Here is a 19390-nt window from a genome sequence, read left to right as displayed (position 1 = left end):
TGGCCCCGCCTCGGCCATGTCCGCCCCCCCCGAGACCCTCCGAGACCCCTGAAGGGAGTTGCCGACCATGAGAGAAGCCCGTACGGCCTTCCGCCGCTTCTGGCCGCTGACCCGCGGCGACCGCAAGTGGCTGTGGATGATCATCGCGTGTGTCGTGGTGTCCGCGCTCGCCGAGACCGCCGCGATCCTGCTCTTCGCCGACCTCACCGACAACGCCCTGCAGGCCGGTTCGCTCGCCGCCTTCTGGGGCCCGGCCGGCGCCTGGCTGCTGGTCGCCGCGGTGGGCGCGTTCGTCGGCTACCTCGGCAACTCGCTGGCCACCTGGACCGCCGAGAGATTCGTGCTGCGGCTGCGTGCCAAGGTCTTCCGACACGTCCAGGACCTGCCCCCGCACTTCTTCCAGCGGCACCGCCAAGGTGACCTGGTGGAACGCCTCACCGGTGACGTCGAGGCCATCGAGCAGATGGTCGTGTCCGGTGTGGTCGGCACCGTCGCCGCCGCCTTCTCCGCCGTCTTCTACGCGGCCGCCGCCTTCTGGCTGCGCTGGGACCTGGCGCTGGCCACCTTCGTCCTCGCGCCGCTGTTCCTGTTCGCCGCCCGCCGCTTCTCCGGCCGGATCAGGACGGCCTCCCAGGACGAGCGGGTCGCCGACGGCGCGATCACCTCCGTGGTCGAGGAGTCCCTCGGCAACGTCGTCCTCACCCAGGCGTACAACCGCCGCCGGGACGAGGAGAAGCGCCTCGACGTCGAGGCCCGCGCCTGGATGCGGGCGAGCGTGCGCGGGGCCCGCCTCAGCGAGATGTACGCGCAGTTCGTCGAGGTCGTCGAGACGGTGTGCGTGCTGGCCGTGATCGGCCTGGGCGTCTGGGAGATCTCCGCCGACCGCATGACCCTCGGCCAGCTCCTCGCCTTCGCGGCCTTCCTCGGCTACCTCTACCCGCCGATCCGCAACCTCGGCCAGCTCGGCCTGACCCTCACCGCGGCCACCGCGGGCGCGGAGCGCATCGGCGAGATCCTGGACGCCGAGCCCGCCGTCACCGACCCCGCCCGGCCCGTCGGCCCCTGGCCGGTGCGCGGCTGGGTCAGCTTCCACAACGTCTCCTTCCGCTACCCGGAGTCCCGCCGTGCCTCCCTCCGCGACGTCGACTTCGCGGCGGGCCCCGGCGAACTGGTCCTGGTCACCGGCAAGAGCGGCGCCGGCAAGTCCACCCTCTCCAAGCTCCTCACCCGCTTCTACGACCCCTCGGCCGGCGTGATCTGCCTGGACGGCGTCCCGCTCACCGACGTACCCCTGGAGTTCCTCCGCGAGAACGTCGCCCTGCTCCCGCAGCAGACGCTGATCCTCAACGGCACGGTGCGCGAGAACATCGAGTGCGGCCGGCCCGGCGCGACGGACGAGGAGATCGAGCGGGCGGCCCGCGACGCCGCCGCCCACGACTTCATCGCCGCGCTCCCCGAGGGCTACGCCACCCACATCGCCCCCGGCACGGCCGCCCTCTCCGGCGGCCAGCTCCAGCGGATCGCCATCGCCCGCGCGATGCTCCGCGCCGCCCCGGTCCTCGTCCTCGACGAGCCGACGGCCGGCCTGGACGCGATCGCCGCCCGCCAGGTGGTGGCCCCGCTGCGCAGGCTCATGGCGGGCCGCACGACCATCATGATCACGCACGACCTCACCCTCGCCCCCGACGCCGACCGCATCCTGGTCGTCGACCGCGGCCGCCTGGTGGAGGCGGGCACCCACGCCGAACTCCTCGCCCGCGACGGCGCCTACGCCGCCCTGGCCCACCCGCTCCCGGAGGCCATCGCGGCCGAACCGGCGCCGGTACCGGACGAGACGATGATCCTCAGGTGGTAGCACCGTTCCTGAGCGTGTAGCCCAGCCCGCGCACGGTGTGGATGAGCCGCGGTTCGCCGCGGCTCTCCAGTTTCCGCCGCAGGTACATGATGTAGACGTCCAGCGTGTTGGACGCGGGCGCGAACTCGAAGCCCCACACGTCCCGCAGGATCCGCTCCCGGCTGAGCACCCGCCCCGGATGACGCAGCAGGAACTCCAGCAGCGCGTACTCGGTCTTCGTCAGGTCCAGGGCCCGGTCCCCGCGGTGCACGGTCCGGCTCCGCAGATCCATCGAGACGTCGCCGAACCCGAGGAACCGTTCCTCGCCCGGTCCAGTTCCCGCGGCTCCCGCCCCCTGCCGCGGACTGCGCCGCAGCAACGCCCGCACCCGGGCGAGCAGTTCCTCGGCGGCGAACGGCTTGGCCAGGTACCCGTCGGCGCCGTTGTCGAGGGCGACGATCCGATCCCCCACGGCATTGCGCCCGGTGATCATGAGAATCGGCACGGTGGACCCGGACGCGCGGATCCGCCGGGTGGCCGCCAGCCCGTCGAGGCCCGGCATCTCCACGTCCATCAGCACCAGGTCCGGCTCGCTCTCCGGAGTCCCGACCAGATCGAGGGCCACTCTGCCGTCCCCGGCGAGGACCGTCTCGTACCCCTCGAACCTGAGCAGCCGCCCGATCCCGTCCCGCACGGCCGCGTCGTCGTCGGCCAGCAAAATCTTCCTCGCCATCTGACTCGCCATCTGACAAAAGTGTGACGAGGGGCTGTGACGGGGCTGGGGGTGGGATGTGGATGGGCTACGGCTAGGGAGACGGCTGCGGCGCTCGACCCGGATGTCGCCGGCGCCCGGCGTCACGGCCGGCTGACAACGAGAACGGCGGCTACGATCACCAGCGCCATGGCCCAGACCGCCTTCTGGATGCGTGCCTTGCGCTGCGCCGTCCGCCGCACGATCCGCTCCTCGACGTCATGCCGCTGCTCCCAGCGGAGCCCGCGGTGCGGTGCGGCGTCCAGGCGGAGGACGGAGATCTCGGTGACCGGGTCGTCCAGCTGCCAGTCGGTGACCTGCGGGAGCGAGTAGCGGCGGCCCTCGAAGTCGTACAGGTAGGTCATCCAGGTCGGGTACATCGCCCCGGCCTTCTCGCCCTGGACGCGCTCGACCCGGATGTCGTACACCTCCTGCCAGGTCCAGGTGCGTGAGCGCACGGCCCACTGTGCGGTGACGCCGTCGGCCGTGACCCGGGTGTACGCCCGGTAGTGATCCAACGGGACTTTGACCAGGATCCCCACGAAGACCAGCCCGAGCCCCAGCAGGCCCCATCTGCGCAGCCGGCTGTCATCCGTGCCGAGTATCTCCAGGAGCCCCACCGCGAGCACCGCGGTTGCCGTCCCGAAGAACACCCCCGGCAGCCGCCGCCGTCTCCGGTACAGCCGCTCCACGCCTGTCGCCTCCCCCATCGAGGCCCCCCTCCTCGGACGTGCGCACCGATCAGGTGCACGACAGAGGAGAGAATAAGACAGCTTTCCATGACGTCAGTTGGGCCCCTGCGCCACTCCGGTCCGCGGCGGCCGGGCGGTCCACAACCACTGGAGTACGGCGGCCAGGGCGACGCCCGAGGCCACGGGCACGCACACCATCAGCACGAACGGATGGTCCGGACGCCCCACGGCGACCCGCCAGATATCAACCACGAACGAAAGGCAGAAGACCGCTATCGCGCCGTACGTCCCCCACGTCCACGCCCTGCGCCGCATGGCCCCGCGCAGGATCCGCTCCTCGACGTCCGGGCGGCGCTCCCAGGTGAGGCTGCGCAGCGGGGCGGCGGCCAGGCACAGCTCCGCGACCTCGGCGTAGGGATCGTCCACCTGCCAGTCGTTGAGGTGCGGGAGCAGGAAGCGACGGCCCTGGAAGTCGTACAGGTAGGTGAGCCACTGCGGGGCCGCCCGCCCGGAACCGCGCGGCGCCTGCTCGACCCGGATGTCGTACACCTCGGACCAGGCCCAGGTCCGCGCGCGCACCGGCCCCTGCGCGGTGATGCCGGCGGCCGTGACCCTCGTGTGCGCCCGGAAGTACTCCAGCGCGATCCGCGCGATCGCCACGGCCAACAGCAGCACCACGACCGGCGGCCCCCACCGGAACCCGCTCGCGTCGCCGTCGGAGTCGACCCGGCTGGTCTGGACGAACGCGTTCATCATCAGCAGCCCCAGAAGCAGGAGTTGCGTCCGGGGTTGCTTCCGCCGCTTCCGGTACTCCCGCTCGACTCCACCCTCGTCCACGTTCGTGCCCCTCCCCAGACGCACCGAACGGGTGCGCGACTGGGGAGAGGATAAGACGGCCCTCTGTGGCCTCGGGAAGCGGTTCGGGCTGAGGAGAAGGGCGCCGCCGGCGACGTTGAATGGCGGGTCAGTGCCAGGTCCAGCGACTGCGATCAGTGCTTTCCGTGGTCGTGAACCTCTTACACCGCCTCCGGCGGAGCCGTAGGCGCCCCCGGCAGTCGTACCGTCGCCAGCGTGCCGCCGCCGTTCGCGCGGGCCAGGGTGACGTCGCCGCCCGCCTGTTGAACCGTGCGCGCCACGATCGACAGACCCAGCCCCGAGCCGGGCAGGGCCCGCGCGCTCGGTGAGCGCCAGAAGCGGTCGAAGACGTGGGGGAGTTCGTCCTCCGGGATGCCGGGGCCGTGGTCGCGGACCGTCAGGACGCCGCGCTCCAATGTGACCTCGATCTTGCCGCCCTCCGGGCTGAACTTCACGGCGTTGTCGAGGATGTTGACGATCGCCCGCTCCAGGGCGGAGGGCTCCGCCCGGACGAACCACGGCTGGACGTCCGCCGTGATCGTCAGCTCCGGGCCGCGCAGGCGGGCGCGGCGCAGGGCCGCCTCGACCGTGTCCTGCAGGGCCACCATCTGCACGCGCTCACCACGCTGCCCCTCCGAGCGGGACAGCTCCTGGAGGTCGCCGATCAGCGACGCCAACTCCGTCATCTGCGCCTTCACCGAGGCGAGCAGCGCCTTGCGGTCCGCCGGGGGGATCGGGCGGCCCGTCTCCTCGCTGCGGGTGAGGAGTTCGATGTTCGTGCGGAGGGAGGTGAGGGGGGTGCGGAGTTCGTGGCCGGCGTCCGCGATGAGCTGCTGCTGGAGCTCCCGGGAGCTGGCCAGAGAGCTGGTCATGCTGTTGAAGGAGCGGGACAGCCGGGCGATCTCGTCGTCCGACTCCTCCTCCACCGGGATGCGGACGCTCAGATCCTCGGTACGGGCGACGTGCTCGACGGCCTCCGTGAGCTCGTCGACGGGGCGGAGACCGGCACGGGCGACGGCGAGGCCTGCGGCTCCGGCGCCGATGACTCCGATGCCGGAGACCAAGAGGAGAACCAGAGCCAGCTCGTTAAGGGTGGATTGGGTGCCCTTCAGTGGGACAGCCACCATCAGGGCTGTACCAGAGCTTGTGCCGGTGTTTGTATCCGTGACCACGAACGGAGCCGGAAGGGTCAGTACACGCACAGCGTTGCCGTGGGTGTCGACGCCGTTACGGAGAAGGCCCTTTCCGCTGCTGGCTTTCGTGATGACGTCCTTGTCGGCTTGGGTGACTTTGATGGTGCCCGCGGAGTTCTGCGTGACGCAGGCGGTGCCGTCAGCCTTGATCGCCTGTGAGTAGCTGTTCCGGAACCCGGTGAGCGTGCCCTGCGTGGTCTGCTGGCAGTTCTTGAGGGCGTCCGCGATGTCGCCGAGCTGTGGACCCCGCATGCCCGAAACCTTTTGGAGGTCGTTGTCGACCTCGTTGTACAGCTTCTCCTGCACAATGAACCAGCAAGTCACCGAAACCGCCGCCACCGCGAACGCCACCGCCGCCGCGACCAGCATCGACAGGCGGGCTCGGATCGGGAGGGTGCGGAAGCGGGCGGTGAGCCTGTTCACTCCGCGCCGCCTTGGCGCAGGACGTACCCGACGCCGCGCACGGTGTGGACGAGGCGCGGCTCGCCGCCGGCCTCGGTCTTGCGGCGGAGGTACATGACGTAGACGTCGAGGGAGTTCGAGGAGGGCTCGAAGTCGAAGCCCCAGACGGCCTTCAGGATCTGCTCGCGGGTGAGGACCTGGCGCGGGTGCGCCATGAACATCTCCAGGAGGGTGAACTCCGTGCGGGTCAGCTCGACCTGGCGGCCGGACCGGGTGACCTCGCGGGTGGCGAGGTCCATGCGCAGGTCGCCGAAGGTGAGTGCCTCGTCCTCCTGGACGCCGTCGGCCAGCGTGGCCGCGTAGGAGCTGCGGCGCAGGAGAGCGCGGATGCGGGCGAAGAGTTCGTCGAGCTCGAAGGGCTTGACCAGGTAGTCGTCGGCCCCGGCGTCGAGGCCGGTGACGCGGTCGCCGACCGTGTCGCGGGCCGTCAGCATCAGGATCGGGGTGGTGTCGCCGGCCCCGCGGATGCGGCGGGCGGCCGTCATGCCGTCCATGCGCGGCATCTGGATGTCGAGGACGATCAGGTCCGGCTTGTATGCGGTCGCCTTCTCCAGCGCGTCCGCGCCGTCGACCGCGACCTCGGTCTCGTACCCCTCGAAGGCGAGGCTGCGCTGAAGGGCTTCGCGTACGGCAGGCTCGTCGTCGACGATCAGGATGCGCTGGGGTTCACGGTCGCCATCGGCGGGGCTCATCGCTCGCGGTTCCTCGGGGTGTGGTGGTCCTGGGCGGGTGGGGCGCCTCTCAGCCTCGCATGTTTCCGGGCTGTCGGGTATGCACGCCGGTGGGGCGGTACGCCCCTAGCCGCGCACCAGGGTCATGCGGCTCAGCGGCACCTTGCGCTGGTGCGGCCGGGCCGCGGAGGTGCGCAGGCCCATCAGCTGCGGGGCGGGTACGACCTCCGGGGCGCGCGGGGCCGGGGTCGGGGCCACCGGCGCCTCCGTCGGTGCGTGGAGCTCGTACGCCACGGCAAGGGCCAGGCTGAAACCGGCCGGGCTGTCGGCGGCCATCGTGTGCGAAACCTGCTTGATCATGACGTACTCCCTTGCTCTGGTGCCGGGTGGTTCAGCTGGTGGAGCCCGACCGCAGCTTGGCCAGGTCGGACTTGACGGTGTTGATCGGGATGGCGAAGCCGAGGCCGACGCTGCCCGCGTCCGAGGAGGACGACGAGGAGTCGGAACTGGCCGAGTACATCGCGGAGTTGATGCCGACGATGTCGCCGCTGGCGTCGATCAGCGCGCCGCCGGAGTTGCCGGGGTTGAGGGACGCGTCGGTCTGGATCGCCTTGTAGGTCGTGGTGGACGAACCGGTGTCGCCGTTGAACTGCTGGCCGCCGAAGGAGAACGGCCACTGGCCGCTGCCGCCGCTGCCCTGCTGTTGCTGCTGCTGGCCCTCGTCGGTGGAGACGGTGACGTCCCGGTTGAGCGCGGAGACGATGCCGCTGGTGACGGTGCCGGTCAGGCCCTCGGGCGAGCCGATCGCCACGACCGTGTCGCCGACCTGGACCCCGTCGGAGTTGCCGAGGGTGGCGGGAGTGAGGCCGGAGGCGCCTTCGAGCTTGAGGAGGGCGAGGTCCTTGGAGCTGTCCGTGCCGACGACCTTCGCGGTGTACGACTTGCCGTCGCTGGTGGAGACCTTGACCGACTGGGCGCCGGAGATGACGTGGTTGTTGGTGATGATCTCGCCGTCGCTGGTGATGACGACGCCGGAGCCGGTGGAGGTGCCGTTGCTGAGGGTCGCGTTGACCTCGACGACGCTCGGGCTGACGGCGGCGGCGATCGTGGCGACGTCGCCCTTCTTGCTGGAGGGCACCACGCTCGTGGTGGTGCTGCTGGAGACGACGTTGTTCTTGCCGGTCAGCTCCTGGAAGGCGTACGCGGTGCCGCCGCCGACCGCAGCCGCGACGATCGCGACCGCGGCGAGGAGAGCTATCGGGCCCCGGGTGCGCTTCTTCTTGGCGTGGGCCGAGTGCTCCGGGTGCTCCGCCGGGTGCTCGGCGTCGGCGCCGACGGTGGGGAGTACGGCCGTACCGCCGCCGTAGCCGCCCTGGCCGCCGTCGGCCGCCGGCTCCACGGTCACCGGCTGCTGCGCCGGCTGGTGGGTGGGCGGGGGCGGCCACTCCGGGTTCACGGGGGAGGAGGCGTGCTGCTGCTGGGGGTACGCGCCCTGGTAGGCGTCACCCTGGGGACCCTGGGGGTTCTCGTACTCGCCGCTGCGGCGGAAGCTCTCGGTCATGACAAGTAGCTTGTCCCGCGACCATGAGAGCCTCCTGAGTGCCCGCTGAGAACGCCGCGAGAAGCTCGTTTGCCCGATATAAGGAACCTTCTCGCAGGTCGCGGGCGGTTCTTAGACGGGGTTAATGAAGGCTTTGCTGTGAGTCCGGTGGATCCTGTGGCTGCGGGCCGGTGGGGGCTGGTCGCGCCCACGCGGCGGAGCCGCATATAGATACAGCCCCGCGCCCCTTCAGGGGCGCGGGGAACTGCGCGAGCAACCACGAAGCACCCGCAGTCGAAGAACTACATGCACCCGCAAGACCCACGCACCACCAGCCGCGAGGGAAACGTCTTCAGACGCTCCCTCCGCGACCCCGCCACCCGCAGCCCGTCGTCGAGGACCAGGTCCACCGCCGCCCGGGCCATCGCCGGGCGGTCCGAGGCGATCGTCGTCAGCGGGGGATCCGCCAGCGCCGCCTCCTTGATGTCGTCGAAGCCGGCCACCGCCAGCTCCCCGGGCACGTCGATGCGCAGCTCGCGGGCCGCCCGCAGCACGCCGAGGGCCTGGTCGTCGGTGGAGCAGAAGATCGCCGGGGGACGGTCGGGGCCGGCGAGAACCTCAAGGGCGACCTTGTACGCGTCGTACCGGTTGTACGGCGCCTCGAACAGCCGGCTCTCCGTCGGCAGGCCCGCCTCGGCCATCGCCCGCTTCCAGCCCTCGACGTGGTCGGAGACCGGGTCGCCGACGGCCGGCGTCTCCGCCGTACCGCCCAGACAGGCCACGTACTCGTAGCCGTGCTCCAGCAGATGGCGGACGGCGAGCTGCGCGCCGCCGAGGTCGTCGGTCACCACCGCCACGTCGTCGATCGCCTCCGGCCGCTCGTGCAGCAGCACCACCCGGGCGTCCCAGGCCTCGATCTCGGCGGCGGCCAGGTCGTTGAGTGCGTGGGAGACGAGGATGAGGCCCGAGACCCGCATCCCGAGGAACGCGCGCAGGTAGTGGACCTCGCGCTCGCCGACGTAGTCGGTGTTCCCGACCAGCACCATCTTTCCGCGCTCGGACGCGGCCTGCTCGACCGCGTGCGCCATCTCGCCGAAGAACGGCTGGCGGGCGTCCGGGATGATGAGGCCTATGAGGTCGGTGCGCCGGGACGCCATCGCCTGGGCGACCCGGTCCGGGCGGTACCCCAGTTCCTTGATCGCCGCGAGGACACGCTCGCGCGTGGCCGGGGCGACCGGCCGGGGTCCGTTGTTGATGACATAACTGACAACGGCGGTGGAAGTCCCCGCCAGCCGCGCCACATCATCCCGAGTCACCTTGGCCACGCGCGGAGTCTACGCGGATGGACCCGCTCTGGGCAGGGCGAATCGAAGCTTCGCTTGCGTAAGCAATGCCCCGTCCGGGCGACGGCCATGCCTCGCCCGGACGACGACTACGCCTCCGCCGGCACCTCGACCGCGTCCAGGGCCGCCGATGCGTCCGCATCCTCCGGCTTTGGCCGGTCGGCGTGCGCCTTGGCCGCGTCACCGGCCCGCTCACCCCGCTCGCCCTTCTCCGGCGTAACGAATCGATAACCGACGTTCCGGACGGTTCCGATCAAGGACTCGTGCTCCACGCCGAGCTTGGCGCGCAGCCGTCGTACGTGCACGTCGACGGTCCGGGTGCCGCCGAAGTAGTCGTAGCCCCAGACCTCCTGGAGCAGCTGTGCACGAGTGAACACCCGGCCGGGGTGCTGGGCGAGGTATTTCAGCAGCTCGAACTCCTTGAAGGTGAGGTCGAGGACCCGTCCCTTCAGCTTCGCGCTGTACGTCGCCTCGTCGACCGACAGGTCGCCGTTGCGGATCTCCATGGGGGAGTCGTCGGCGACGATCTGCTGCCGGCCCATGGCCAGCCGCAGCCGGGCCTCGACCTCGGCGGGGCCCGCGGTGTCGAGGAGGACGTCGTCGATGCCCCAGTCGGCGGTGACGGCGGCGAGCCCGCCCTCCGTCACGACGAGGATGAGCGGACAGCCAGGGCCCGTGGAGCGGAGCAGCTGGCAGAGGCTGCGGACCTGCGGGAGGTCGCGGCGACCGTCGATCAGGATGACGTCGGCACCCGGGGTGTCGACGAGGGCGGGCCCTTCCGCCGGTGCGACCCGCACGTTGTGCAGGAGCAGGCCGAGGGCCGGCAGCACCTCCGTCGAAGGCTGGAGGGCGTTGGTCAGGAGCAGCAGAGAACTCATATGTCTGGTTCCTCCTCGGTCCCTGCGAGGACTGTGTGCAACGACACTGCGCTGCGCTCCCGATGTTCCGTACACCCGCGGTCACCTGGAGTTTCCCGCTTCGTATACAGCCCTTCCGAAAGCACAAAAGGACCCGGTGGCGGCGCTGCCCGAGTCCTCTGCCCAGCAGAATAGCCCACATGAGCATCGGTCCGGCAGGTCATGTGGCACGTTCCGTCGTTCGTCCGACATATGAGACGAGCAGAAACGCCTCTATGCGGACGTTTCTGCGCACGGACGACGGGGTTTCCATCGATTCCGTATACGATCCCGCCTCCGTTGTATACGACGGCTCCCGGTCACCTTCCCGTGACCTGGTGTTCGTCATGGCCCACGGTTTCACGGGAGACGTGGACCGGCCACATGTACGACGGGTGGTGGCCGCCCTGACGGATTACGCGCCGGTGGTCAGCTTCTCCTTCCGCGGCCACGGCCGGTCCGCCGGCCGCACCACCGTCGGCGACCGCGAGGTCCTCGACCTGGCGGCGGCGGTGGCGTGGGCCCGGGACCTCGGCCACGCGCGCGTCGTCACCGTCGGCTTCTCGATGGGCGGCTCGGTGGTCCTGCGGCACGCGGCGCTGCACGCCGGTGTGGACGCGGTCGTCTCCGTGTCGTCCCCCGCCCGCTGGTACTACCGCGGCACCGCCCCCATGCGCCGCGTCCACTGGCTGGTCACCAGACCCGAGGGCCGGCTGGTCGGCCGCTACGGCTTCCACACCCGGATCCACTACCGCGACTGGGACCCGGTGCCGCTCGCCCCGGTGGAGGCGGTGCCGAAGATCGCCCCGACCCCGCTGCTGATCGTGCACGGCGACAGCGACGGCTACTTCCCGGTCGACCACCCCCGGATGCTGGCCGACGCCGCAGGTGGCGCCGCCGAGCTCTGGCTGGAGCCCGGCATGGGCCACGCCGAACACGCGGCGGACGACCGGCTGCTGGCCAGGATCGGCGACTGGGCGGCCATGCGGGCGGGCTAGCCTGACCCTGTACACAGACAGGTACACAGCCGACTGATTGTTCTTATCGAGTCTCTTGAGGAACCGGATGCCCAAGGTCACGGTGCGCTACTGGGCCGCCGCGAAGGCGGCGGCCGGCATCGCCGAGGAGCCGTACGACGCGGACACCCTCGCCGAGGCGCTGGCCGCGGTGCGCACGCGACACCCCGGGGAACTGGCGCGCGTCCTGCGGCGATGCTCCTTCCTCATCGACGGTGACCCCGTGGGCACGCGCGGACATGAGACGGTACGGCTGGCCGAGGGCGGCACGGTCGAGGTGCTCCCGCCGTTCGCAGGAGGGTGAGCGAGAGCGATGACCAACCAGCCGTACGAGCCGTACGAGGGCTACGACCCGTACCAGCAACCGCCGCAGCAGCCGCAGCCCCCTGCGCAGCCGCAGTGGGGGTACGACGAGCAGCAGTACGCCACGCAGCAGTGGCAGGGCCAGACGTGGGAGACGCAGACGCACGCCCCGGTGCAGGCCGCGGCCGCTCCGCCGATGGCGGCGGCCGCGGAGACGGCGTACCTGCCGCCGCAGTCCTACGAACGGCCGTACGTCGCCGAGCAGCAGCAGCAGCAGCAGCCGCAGCAGCCGCAGGCCTACAGTGCGCCTCCGGCCCCGGCTCCCGCCCCTGCCCCTGCCCCTGCCGAATCTGACACGGGGTACGGTCCCGCGACCCTCGCCGGCAACGCGCGCGTCACGGACGCCCAGCGGGCCCGCCTGGAGGGCCGCTCGCCGATCATCGAGCCCGGGATGCAGCCGGCGCTGCTCACGGCGCTGCTGGGCCTGCTGCTCGCGGTGACGGCGCCGATCTCGTCGTACGCCCTCGTCATCCCCCTGGTGATCCTCCAGGCCGTGACGGCGGCGGGCTGGTTCCGGCTGAACGGCATGTGGCCGGCCCGGCAGGGCATCGCGCTCGCCTTCCTGGGCGGGGTCACGGCGGACGTGGCGGTCCTGGTGGCGGGCCGCGACCAGGCCCCGGCGGCGATCCTCGGCCCCCTGGGCATCTGGGTCCTCCTCACCCTCGTCCTCCAGCTCCGCTCGCACGCGGACCCCGACACCCGTATGTACGGCCTGATGGCCACGGTCGCCTCCTCCGCACTGGCGATCATCGCGACGGGCTACCTCGGCGCGGACCCGGATGCGGTGTCGGTCGGCGCGGCCGCGGTCGCGGTGGCGGTCCTGGCCCGGGCGCTGCCCCTGCCGACCCCGGCCTCGGTGGTGGTGTCCCTGCTGGCCGCGGCCGGCGCGGGCATCGCGGTGGGCGGCATGACGGGGCTGGGCGCGAAGGGTGCGCTGATCGGAGCGTCGGCCGCGGTCTGCGCCCTCGTCGGCCACCGCGCGGCGAGCTACGACTACCCGTCGAGGTTCGTCCACTTCACAGCAGGCGTGGCCCTCCCCCTGACGGCGGCGGCCCCGGTGGTGTGGATCCTCCACTGACCTTGCCCACCCAGGCGGGGCAGCGCCCCGTCAGGGGCGCTGGGGGTACCCCCGGCCGAAGGCTGGGGGAGGAACTGCGCGACCAGCCCCCACCGTCCCGCGCCGGACACGGACCGGTTCACCCCCTGTTGCGGGGGTCTGGGGGCGGCAGCCCCCGGCACCACCAGCGCCCCCACTGTCACAGCTGCTCGACAATCTCCCGTCGGCCCGCTCCCGCAGGGTTAGCGTGGCGGGACCGACGTGAGAGCAGCCGACCCCGGGGGAAACCGACCACATGCGTGCACTGCGAATCTTTCTGATCGTCGTCGTAGTCCTCGGCGTCCTCTTCGTGATCGTCGACCGCGTCGCCGTGCACTTCGCCCAGGGCGAGGCCGCCGACAAGCTGAAGACGACGGAGGGCCTCGCGAGCACCCCCGACGTCTCCATCAAGGGCTTCCCGTTCCTCACCCAGGTCGCGAGCGGCACCCTCGACGACGTGCACGTCGGCATCAAGGAGTACGACGCCACCACCGGCACCACCGGCAAGACCATCCGCATCGAGGACCTGAACGCCGACATGAAGGACGTCACCTTCACCGGCGACTACAGCTCCGCCACCGCGCAGACCGCCACCGGCACCGCGCACATCTCCTACGCGGATCTGCTGAAGGACGCCCAGACGGAGCCCACCGACCTCGGCCTCGGCTTCACCGGCCAGGTCGTCGGCCTCGCCTACGGCGGCAACGGCAAGATCAAGGTCACCGTCGACGTCACCATCCCCGGCGTCAGCGCCCACCAGAAGGCGACCGTCCTGAGCACGGTCACCGTCAAGGACAACACCGTCCAGGTGCACGCCGACAACCTCCCCAAACTCGCCGGTGTCGGCCTCGCCGAGGACCGCTTCCGGCAGGCCTCCGACTTCCAGCAGGCGATCAACCAGCTCCCCGGCGGCATCAAGCTGGACACGGTGGAGGCCGGGAAGGACGGTGTGGAGATCGCGGTGAAGGGTTCGAACGTCCTGCTGGCCGGGTAGTAAGCGGCACGGCGGGGACCGGCGCCGTTCCACCACGCGAGACGGCTGCGTCCGTACAGTAGATGTGATGACCGATACCGGCGCCCGGCCGCCCCGGAACCACGCCTCGGGACCATCCCGCGTCCCGCAATTCGGACGATCGCGTCTCACCATACGACATGCCGGTGACATGCCCGGTTATCCGTCCCTACGATCGAGCCCATGAAGCGTCAGGCGGATCTCACGAAGCGGCGGGCAGTCGACCTGTGCCGCGTCGCCGCCATGCTCTGTCGCCCCTTCTGACGGCGGAGGCCGCGCCGCCTCCGCATCCCCCCTGCCCTCCCTGCCGAGGGCATCCGTGCGCTCTGACGCGCACCCCCCGCACTCGCACGCCCCGCCGCATCTGCCCCGGAGGAGAAAGAGCATGAGCCGCAGCGACGTCCTGGTCGACGCCGACTGGGTCCAGGACAACCTGGACAACGCCGAGATCGCGATCGTGGAGGTGGACGAGGACACGTCCGCCTACGAGAAGAACCACATCCGAGGCGCGATCCGCATCGACTGGACCAAGGACCTGCAGGACCCGGTCCGCCGCGACTTCATCGACCAGGAGGGCTTCGAGAAGCTCCTGTCGGCGAAGGGCATCGCCAACGACACGCTGGTGATCCTCTACGGCGGCAACAACAACTGGTTCGCGTCCTACGCCTACTGGTACTTCAAGCTCTACGGCCACGAGAACGTCAAGCTTCTCGACGGCGGCCGCAAGAAGTGGGAGCTGGACGCCCGCGAGCTGGTCGAGGAGGTCCCGGAGCGCACCGAGACCACCTACAAGGCCAAGCCGCAGAACACCGCCATCCGTGCCTTCCGCGACGACGTCGTGGCGGCCATCGGCTCGCAGAACCTCGTCGACGTGCGGTCGCCCGACGAGTTCAGCGGCAAGCTGCTCGCCCCGGCCCACCTGCCGCAGGAGCAGTCGCAGCGTCCGGGCCACGTCCCGTCCGCGCGCAACATCCCGTGGTCGAAGAACGCCAACGACGACGGCACCTTCAAGTCGGACGACGAGCTCAAGGAGCTCTACGCCGAGGAGCAGGTCGACCTCGCCAAGGACACCATCGCGTACTGCCGCATCGGCGAGCGCTCGGCCCTGACCTGGTTCGTCCTGCACGAGCTGCTCGGTGTCGAGAACGTCAAGAACTACGACGGCTCCTGGACCGAGTACGGCAGCCTCGTCGGCGTCCCGATCGAGCTCGGCGCCAACAAGTAAGACCCCCGGCAAGACCTCAGACCGACCTTTCAAGACCTCTGGAGTATCAGTATGTGTGGAGCGAAGGCCGGCGGCCCGGACCCCTCGACGATCAAGCCCGGTGAGACCACGATCCAGGGTCAGGTGACGAAGGACGGCGAGCCCGTGGTCGGCTACGTCCGCCTGCTCGACTCGACCGGCGAGTTCACCGCGGAGGTCCCCACCTCCGCCACCGGACAGTTCCGCTTCTACGCGGCGGAGGGCACCTGGACCGTCCGAGCCCTCGTCCCCGGCGCCACCGCCGACCGCACGGTCGTCGCCCAGCAGGGCGGCCTCGCCGAGGTCGCGATCGCGGTCTGAGCACACCCGTAAGGGCCGCGCCTTCCGGATCACACTCCGGAAGCCGTGGCCCTTCGCCGTTGTCGGGCCCGCGCTCATCGCCCGCGGCCGACCTACCCTGGATGCATGCTGGCCCGTCGCCGTCGCGTCGGCCCTTCTTGACGCGTCCCTCGCACTGCTTCGCAGGCTTCGGGGCCGCTGCGCCGGACTCCGTCCGTCGGCTCTGCGGTGGGCGTTGGGCCGGGGGTTCCGCCATGGCGCCGGACTCGCTGTGCCGACCTACCCTGGATGCATGCTGGCCCGTCGCCGTCGCGTCTACTTCGTCATGATGGGGATCTGCATCGGTCTCTTCGTCCTGGCGTGGGGTGTCGTACGCATCTGGTCCGTCCCCGCCGCCGTGGGGATGTGTGTGGTGGCCATGGTCATCCCCCCGGTCGCCGCGATGGTCGCGAACCGGCGCGGCCCCGACGACCGCTGGTGGGACGACCCCTCCGGCGATCCGCAGTCGGACGAGTGGTGGGACGAACTGGACGGCAAGAAGCGGCCGAGGTCCTAGCCCGTCCGGCGCGGCCTGGCAGCGGCCTAGTACACGAGCGCCTGCGTCCCGTCCGCCATCGCCTCCTGCACGAAGACCTGCGCGCCCGCGATCCGTACGCCCTCGATGACGTCCTTCTCCGTGATGTCCCGGCGGGCCGCGCACTGGGTGCAGAGCGTGAGCGTGCCGCCCGCGAGGATCGAGTCGACCAGGTCGGGGAGCGGGGCCGCGTGCGGGAGCTCGAACTCGGCGGCCCGGCCCGGCAGGGCGAACCACGCGGACTCGCCGGTCAGCCACATCGACACCTCGACGCCGCTCGCCACGGCCACCGCAGCCACCGTGAACGCCTGCGAACACCGCTCAGGGGCGTCCGCCCCCGCCGTCACCTTGATCACCAGCTTCTTCGCCATACCGGAAGCGTAACCATCGGCCAGGACGCCCGCGCCGGGCAGCGCGGCCGTCAGTATCCGACGGCCTCCCGGAGCAGCAGCACGGTGCCGCGCCCCGGGTGGGGTTCCGCGTTGAGGACGAGCAGCCGGTTGACGGCGCTGGGCGACCCGTACACCTCCCGGGCGCGGGCGTCCTCCAGCGGGAGGGCGTGTTCCTCGACGCGGCGCAGCGCCGTGTTCAGGTCCGGCACCACCTTCTGCGCGCCGACGATCCACACCGCGTGGGCGGCCCCGCCCGCGTTGGCGGGGAGCTGGCTGCCGCTGCCCGAGGCGAGGACGAGCGAGCCGGTCTCGGTGACCGCGGCGACGCTGTTGACGACGTACTCGGGACTGGCCACCAGCCTGCGGATCTCGTCGGCGCCGGTGGCCCGGTCGATGGCCAGGACGCGCGGCCTGACGGCGTCGTACCGGCCGCCGGTGTTGATGTCCTCGTCGATGCCGGACAGCCGGAGCGTCTCGCTGGCCCCGGTGAACACGGAGGCGCCCTCGGGGAGCAGGTCTCGGACGCGGGCGCGCGCGGCCGCGGTGTCGTCCAGGATCTCGGCGGCGAAGCCGTTGGCACGCAGCGCGGCGGCCGCCCGCTCCAGTCGTTGGGCCGGTGCCGGGTCGGTGAAGGAGGAGGCAGGGGCCGCTTGGGGCGCCGTGCCCGCCAGCGGGGAGGTGTCGAGGTACCTGACCTCGTACACCCGCTCGGCGAACCGCCAGCCCTCCGCGGTGCGCCGGTAACGGTCGTGGTAGACGGCGTAGTTGAGCCCCTGGCGGCCGTCGAGGGTGCGGGCGATCTCCTGGATGTAGGCGCGGCCGGTCGCGGTGTCGCCGTCGAGCAGGATCGTGCCGGGGTGCGTGTTCTGCACGAAGAAGTCCCACTGGCTCTGCAGCCGCTCACCCCCGGCGACGATCTCCTCGCGGCCGATCAGCTCGGCGGGGATGTTGGGCATGCGCAGGGCGCCGTCCGGGGTGAACAGCGAGGCCAGGCGGGGCCGGTCGCGCATCATCGCCGCATCGGTGAACTCGCCGCGCAGTGCCTCGATCTCGACCCGGTCCGCGATGGCCTGGAAGTCGTTCATGAAAGTCCCCTCGCCGTCGACGTGTTGTCGTCGTCCTCACCGGTACGACAACGCAGCCCCGCGGAATGTGAGGCGGCCCGTCGGCCTCACATTCCGGCGCGCTGTTCTGTCGTAACGGGTAGGGGCACAGGCACACGGGCGAGCGAGGGAGACGGGCCGGCCATGACCACGGGAGCCGAGCAGGGCGAACACGGCGAGCAGGGTGAGCAGGGCGAGCAGGGCGAGCGGAGCGATCCGGGCCTCGGCGCGGTCATGAGCGAGCGCCGCCAGCTGATCAACCTCGCCTACCGGCTCCTCGGCTCCGTCGCCGACGCCGAGGACGTCGTCCAGGAGACCTACGCCCGCTGGTACGCCATGTCCGCACCCGAGCGGCGGGCCATCGAATCGCCCGGCGCCTGGCTGACGACCGTGGCCAGCCGCATCTGCCTCAACCTGCTCGGCTCGGCGCGGGCCCGGCGGGAGACGTACGTGGGCGACTGGATCCCCGAACCGCTGCCCGAGCCCACGGAATGGATCACCGCGCGCTCCGGCGGGACCGACCCGGCCGACCGGATCACCCTCGACGAGTCGGTGACCATGGCCTTCCTCGTCGTCCTCGACGCGATGACCCCGGCCGAGCGCGTCGCGTTCGTCCTGCACGACGTCTTCCGCTACCCGTTCGGCGAGGTCGCCGAGATCGTCGGCCGCACCCCGGCGGCCTGCCGCCGGCTGGCCTCCTCCGCCCGCCGCCGCATCCGCACCGCGCAGGCCCCCGCGGGCCCGAGCGCCGGGCAGGCCGGCATCGTCAGGCGGTTCCGGACGGCCTGGGAGGCCAAGGACATCGACGCCCTGATCGGCCTGCTCGACCCCGACGCCACCGCGACCGCCGACGGCGGCGGGCTGGCCGTCACCCACCTGGACCCGATCGTGGGCGGTGAGCGGATCGCCCGTGCCTACGCGGAGATCGCGCGCGTGGCGGGCCACCGCACGACGTTCCTGGAGTGCACGGTCAACGGCCTGCCCGGCCTGGTCGCCGAACAGGACGGCGCGGTCGCGACCGTCTTCGCCTTCGAGATCGCGGGTGACCGGATCAGGCGCATCTGGGCGGTACGGAACCCGGAGAAGCTCCGTCCCTGGCGGATGGGACCGATCGGACCGATCGGACCGATCGAGCCGATCGAGCCGATCGGACCGCAGGAGGGGCAGGCCCGGGTCACAGAGTGAACGCGGTGCGGAACCGGCGGAGCGCGCTCTCGCCGTCCTCGCTCGCCCAGGCCTCCATCGCGACCGTGCCGTCGTAGCCGAGGTCGGCCAGGGCGCGGGCGACCGCCGGGTAGTTGATCTCGCCGGTGCCGGGTTCGCGGCGGCCGGGCACGTCGGCCACCTGGATCTCGCCGATCAGGCCCGCGCCGTGCGCCCTGCGGACCAGCTCGATCAGGTTCCCCTCGCCGATCTGGGCGTGGTAGAGGTCCAGGTTCATCCGCAGGCCCGGCCGGTCCACGGCGGCGACCAGGGCCAGGGTGTCGGCGGCCTTCGCGAACGGCACGCCGGGGTGGTCGACGGCCGTGTTGAGGTTCTCCAGCGTGAAGACGACCCCGGCCCGCTCGCCCAGCTCGGCGATCCGCGTGAGGGTGTCCCGCGCGGCGGCCCACATCTCCTGCGTCGGCTCGCCCTTGACCGGGTCCACGGGCAGCCCGTCCCCGTCCAGGCCGGTGCCGTGCAGGTTGAGGCGCGGGCAGCCGAGCCGGTCGGCCGCGTCGATCGACTCCCGTGCGGTGCGGAGCAGTTCGGCCACGCCGTCCGGGTCCGTGAGGCTGCCCCGCACGTACCCGGTCATCGAGCCGAACTCGGCCGGGGTACGAGCCAGCGCGTCGAGGTCGTGCCGGGTCCAGTCCCAGATCTCGACCTGGAACCCCGCCTCGTGCAGTCGCCGCGCCCGCTCGTCGACGGGCAGGTCCCGGAAGACCATCTCGGCACAGACCGCCAGCGTGAACATGGTCATTCGCCCCTTCAGGGTTCTCGGGTCGCGGGCCGCGCACCTAGAACGTTCCAGGCAGCCAGTCCTGCCGGTCGTCTAGAACGTTCTAGAAGGC

At 71.2% G+C, this 19390-nt stretch carries 22 protein-coding genes; 10 read left to right on the top strand and 12 right to left on the bottom strand.

Annotated features, from left to right (window positions below; translation table 11 throughout):
- Positions 1–67 precede the first annotated feature (67 nt).
- Positions 68–1855, top strand: a complete 1788-nt coding sequence (locus ABT137_RS06625; RefSeq protein ID WP_351703459.1) for an ABC transporter ATP-binding protein — start codon at positions 68–70, stop codon at positions 1853–1855.
- Here the strand turns inward: ABT137_RS06625 and ABT137_RS06620 are convergent.
- From ABT137_RS06620 to ABT137_RS06580, 9 genes are all read right to left on the bottom strand, one after another.
- Entirely contained in the window at positions 1845–2567 is a 723-nt protein-coding gene (locus ABT137_RS06620; RefSeq protein WP_351703456.1) for a response regulator transcription factor, read from the bottom strand. The two genes, ABT137_RS06625 and ABT137_RS06620, sit on opposite strands and share 11 nt — an antisense overlap.
- A gap of 122 nt (positions 2568–2689) precedes the next feature.
- Positions 2690–3295, bottom strand: coding sequence for a hypothetical protein (locus tag ABT137_RS06615; RefSeq protein WP_351703453.1), 606 nt, complete (start codon positions 3293–3295; stop codon positions 2690–2692).
- A 75-nt stretch (positions 3296–3370) separates the two neighbouring features.
- Complete coding sequence (locus ABT137_RS06610; RefSeq protein WP_351703450.1) at positions 3371–4114, bottom strand: PH domain-containing protein; 744 nt, start codon at positions 4112–4114, stop codon at positions 3371–3373.
- A 179-nt stretch (positions 4115–4293) separates the two neighbouring features.
- Positions 4294–5748, bottom strand: a complete 1455-nt coding sequence (locus ABT137_RS06605) for a HAMP domain-containing sensor histidine kinase (protein WP_351703447.1) — start codon at positions 5746–5748, stop codon at positions 4294–4296.
- Complete coding sequence (locus tag ABT137_RS06600; protein ID WP_089101736.1) at positions 5745–6479, bottom strand: response regulator transcription factor; 735 nt, start codon at positions 6477–6479, stop codon at positions 5745–5747. The genes ABT137_RS06605 and ABT137_RS06600 overlap by 4 nt, the downstream gene beginning before the upstream one ends.
- A gap of 105 nt (positions 6480–6584) precedes the next feature.
- Positions 6585–6818 carry a hypothetical protein gene (locus ABT137_RS06595; RefSeq protein WP_351703444.1) on the bottom strand — a complete coding sequence of 78 codons (234 nt, stop codon included), beginning with the start codon at positions 6816–6818 and terminating at the stop codon, positions 6585–6587.
- Positions 6819–6849: 31 nt separating this feature from the next.
- The gene (locus ABT137_RS06590) at positions 6850–8019 is read right to left on the bottom strand and encodes a S1C family serine protease (protein ID WP_351703441.1); all 1170 of its coding nucleotides are present in this window, start codon (positions 8017–8019) and stop codon (positions 6850–6852) included.
- A 281-nt stretch (positions 8020–8300) separates the two neighbouring features.
- Complete coding sequence (locus ABT137_RS06585) at positions 8301–9323, bottom strand: LacI family DNA-binding transcriptional regulator (RefSeq protein ID WP_351703438.1); 1023 nt, start codon at positions 9321–9323, stop codon at positions 8301–8303.
- A gap of 107 nt (positions 9324–9430) precedes the next feature.
- Positions 9431–10219 (bottom strand): response regulator transcription factor, encoded by a 789-nt coding sequence (locus ABT137_RS06580; protein WP_351703435.1) that lies wholly within the window; start codon positions 10217–10219, stop codon positions 9431–9433.
- Positions 10220–10398: 179 nt separating this feature from the next.
- On the opposite strand from ABT137_RS06580, the gene ABT137_RS06575 reads away from it, so the two are divergent.
- The 8 genes from ABT137_RS06575 (at position 10399) to ABT137_RS06540 (ending at position 15823) form a co-directional block, all read left to right on the top strand.
- Complete coding sequence (locus ABT137_RS06575; protein WP_351703432.1) at positions 10399–11235, top strand: alpha/beta hydrolase family protein; 837 nt, start codon at positions 10399–10401, stop codon at positions 11233–11235.
- Between the two features lie 67 nt (positions 11236–11302).
- A complete protein-coding gene (locus ABT137_RS06570) occupies positions 11303–11557 on the top strand; it encodes a MoaD/ThiS family protein (protein WP_093501288.1) in 255 nt (84 codons plus the stop codon).
- Positions 11558–11566: 9 nt separating this feature from the next.
- A complete protein-coding gene (locus ABT137_RS06565; protein WP_351703429.1) occupies positions 11567–12694 on the top strand; it encodes a hypothetical protein in 1128 nt (375 codons plus the stop codon).
- A gap of 274 nt (positions 12695–12968) precedes the next feature.
- The gene (locus ABT137_RS06560; protein WP_351703426.1) at positions 12969–13706 is read left to right on the top strand and encodes an LmeA family phospholipid-binding protein; all 738 of its coding nucleotides are present in this window, start codon (positions 12969–12971) and stop codon (positions 13704–13706) included.
- Between the two features lie 201 nt (positions 13707–13907).
- Entirely contained in the window at positions 13908–13988 is an 81-nt protein-coding gene (locus ABT137_RS06555) for an Ms5788A family Cys-rich leader peptide (protein WP_350751515.1), read from the top strand.
- Positions 13989–14109: 121 nt separating this feature from the next.
- Entirely contained in the window at positions 14110–14949 is an 840-nt protein-coding gene (locus ABT137_RS06550; protein WP_351703423.1) for a sulfurtransferase, read from the top strand.
- Between the two features lie 51 nt (positions 14950–15000).
- Entirely contained in the window at positions 15001–15288 is a 288-nt protein-coding gene (locus ABT137_RS06545; protein WP_093501297.1) for a DUF1416 domain-containing protein, read from the top strand.
- A gap of 271 nt (positions 15289–15559) precedes the next feature.
- Positions 15560–15823, top strand: a complete 264-nt coding sequence (locus ABT137_RS06540) for a DUF3099 domain-containing protein (RefSeq protein WP_351703420.1) — start codon at positions 15560–15562, stop codon at positions 15821–15823.
- Between the two features lie 26 nt (positions 15824–15849).
- On the opposite strand, the gene ABT137_RS06535 is transcribed toward ABT137_RS06540, so the two are convergent.
- On the bottom strand, positions 15850–16212 hold the full coding sequence (locus ABT137_RS06535; RefSeq protein ID WP_351703417.1) for a DsrE family protein: 363 nt from the start codon (positions 16210–16212) through the stop codon (positions 15850–15852).
- A 50-nt stretch (positions 16213–16262) separates the two neighbouring features.
- Positions 16263–17318, bottom strand: coding sequence for a nuclear transport factor 2 family protein (locus tag ABT137_RS06530; RefSeq protein ID WP_351703412.1), 1056 nt, complete (start codon positions 17316–17318; stop codon positions 16263–16265).
- A gap of 162 nt (positions 17319–17480) precedes the next feature.
- On the opposite strand from ABT137_RS06530, the gene sigJ reads away from it, so the two are divergent.
- Entirely contained in the window at positions 17481–18521 is a 1041-nt protein-coding gene (gene sigJ, locus ABT137_RS06525; protein ID WP_351703409.1) for an RNA polymerase sigma factor SigJ, read from the top strand.
- Here the strand turns inward: sigJ and ABT137_RS06520 are convergent.
- Positions 18511–19299 carry a TIM barrel protein gene (locus ABT137_RS06520; RefSeq protein WP_351703406.1) on the bottom strand — a complete coding sequence of 263 codons (789 nt, stop codon included), beginning with the start codon at positions 19297–19299 and terminating at the stop codon, positions 18511–18513. The genes sigJ and ABT137_RS06520 overlap by 11 nt on opposite strands.
- Positions 19300–19390 lie beyond the last annotated feature (91 nt).

The organism is Streptomyces sp. NPDC001980 (genome assembly GCF_040296885.1).
In the GTDB taxonomy this organism is placed as follows: domain Bacteria; phylum Actinomycetota; class Actinomycetes; order Streptomycetales; family Streptomycetaceae; genus Streptomyces.
This window is presented reverse-complemented; position numbering and strand designations above follow the sequence as displayed.

Coding starts and splice junctions, on each gene's coding strand:
- ABT137_RS06520 (WP_351703406.1), bottom strand. CDS start 19,299: ATGACCATGTTCACGCTGGCGGTCTGTGCCGAGATGGTCTTCCGGGAC.
- ABT137_RS06540 (WP_351703420.1), top strand. CDS start 15,560: ATGCTGGCCCGTCGCCGTCGCGTCTACTTCGTCATGATGGGGATCTGC.
- ABT137_RS06545 (WP_093501297.1), top strand. CDS start 15,001: ATGTGTGGAGCGAAGGCCGGCGGCCCGGACCCCTCGACGATCAAGCCC.
- ABT137_RS06560 (WP_351703426.1), top strand. CDS start 12,969: ATGCGTGCACTGCGAATCTTTCTGATCGTCGTCGTAGTCCTCGGCGTC.
- ABT137_RS06570 (WP_093501288.1), top strand. CDS start 11,303: ATGCCCAAGGTCACGGTGCGCTACTGGGCCGCCGCGAAGGCGGCGGCC.
- ABT137_RS06535 (WP_351703417.1), bottom strand. CDS start 16,212: ATGGCGAAGAAGCTGGTGATCAAGGTGACGGCGGGGGCGGACGCCCCT.
- sigJ (WP_351703409.1), top strand. CDS start 17,481: ATGACCACGGGAGCCGAGCAGGGCGAACACGGCGAGCAGGGTGAGCAG.
- ABT137_RS06590 (WP_351703441.1), bottom strand. CDS start 8,019: ATGACCGAGAGCTTCCGCCGCAGCGGCGAGTACGAGAACCCCCAGGGT.
- ABT137_RS06530 (WP_351703412.1), bottom strand. CDS start 17,318: ATGAACGACTTCCAGGCCATCGCGGACCGGGTCGAGATCGAGGCACTG.
- ABT137_RS06595 (WP_351703444.1), bottom strand. CDS start 6,818: ATGATCAAGCAGGTTTCGCACACGATGGCCGCCGACAGCCCGGCCGGT.
- ABT137_RS06550 (WP_351703423.1), top strand. CDS start 14,110: ATGAGCCGCAGCGACGTCCTGGTCGACGCCGACTGGGTCCAGGACAAC.
- ABT137_RS06575 (WP_351703432.1), top strand. CDS start 10,399: ATGAGCATCGGTCCGGCAGGTCATGTGGCACGTTCCGTCGTTCGTCCG.
- ABT137_RS06620 (WP_351703456.1), bottom strand. CDS start 2,567: ATGGCGAGGAAGATTTTGCTGGCCGACGACGACGCGGCCGTGCGGGAC.
- ABT137_RS06625 (WP_351703459.1), top strand. CDS start 68: ATGAGAGAAGCCCGTACGGCCTTCCGCCGCTTCTGGCCGCTGACCCGC.
- ABT137_RS06555 (WP_350751515.1), top strand. CDS start 13,908: ATGAAGCGTCAGGCGGATCTCACGAAGCGGCGGGCAGTCGACCTGTGC.
- ABT137_RS06600 (WP_089101736.1), bottom strand. CDS start 6,479: ATGAGCCCCGCCGATGGCGACCGTGAACCCCAGCGCATCCTGATCGTC.
- ABT137_RS06615 (WP_351703453.1), bottom strand. CDS start 3,295: ATGGGGGAGGCGACAGGCGTGGAGCGGCTGTACCGGAGACGGCGGCGG.
- ABT137_RS06565 (WP_351703429.1), top strand. CDS start 11,567: ATGACCAACCAGCCGTACGAGCCGTACGAGGGCTACGACCCGTACCAG.
- ABT137_RS06580 (WP_351703435.1), bottom strand. CDS start 10,219: ATGAGTTCTCTGCTGCTCCTGACCAACGCCCTCCAGCCTTCGACGGAG.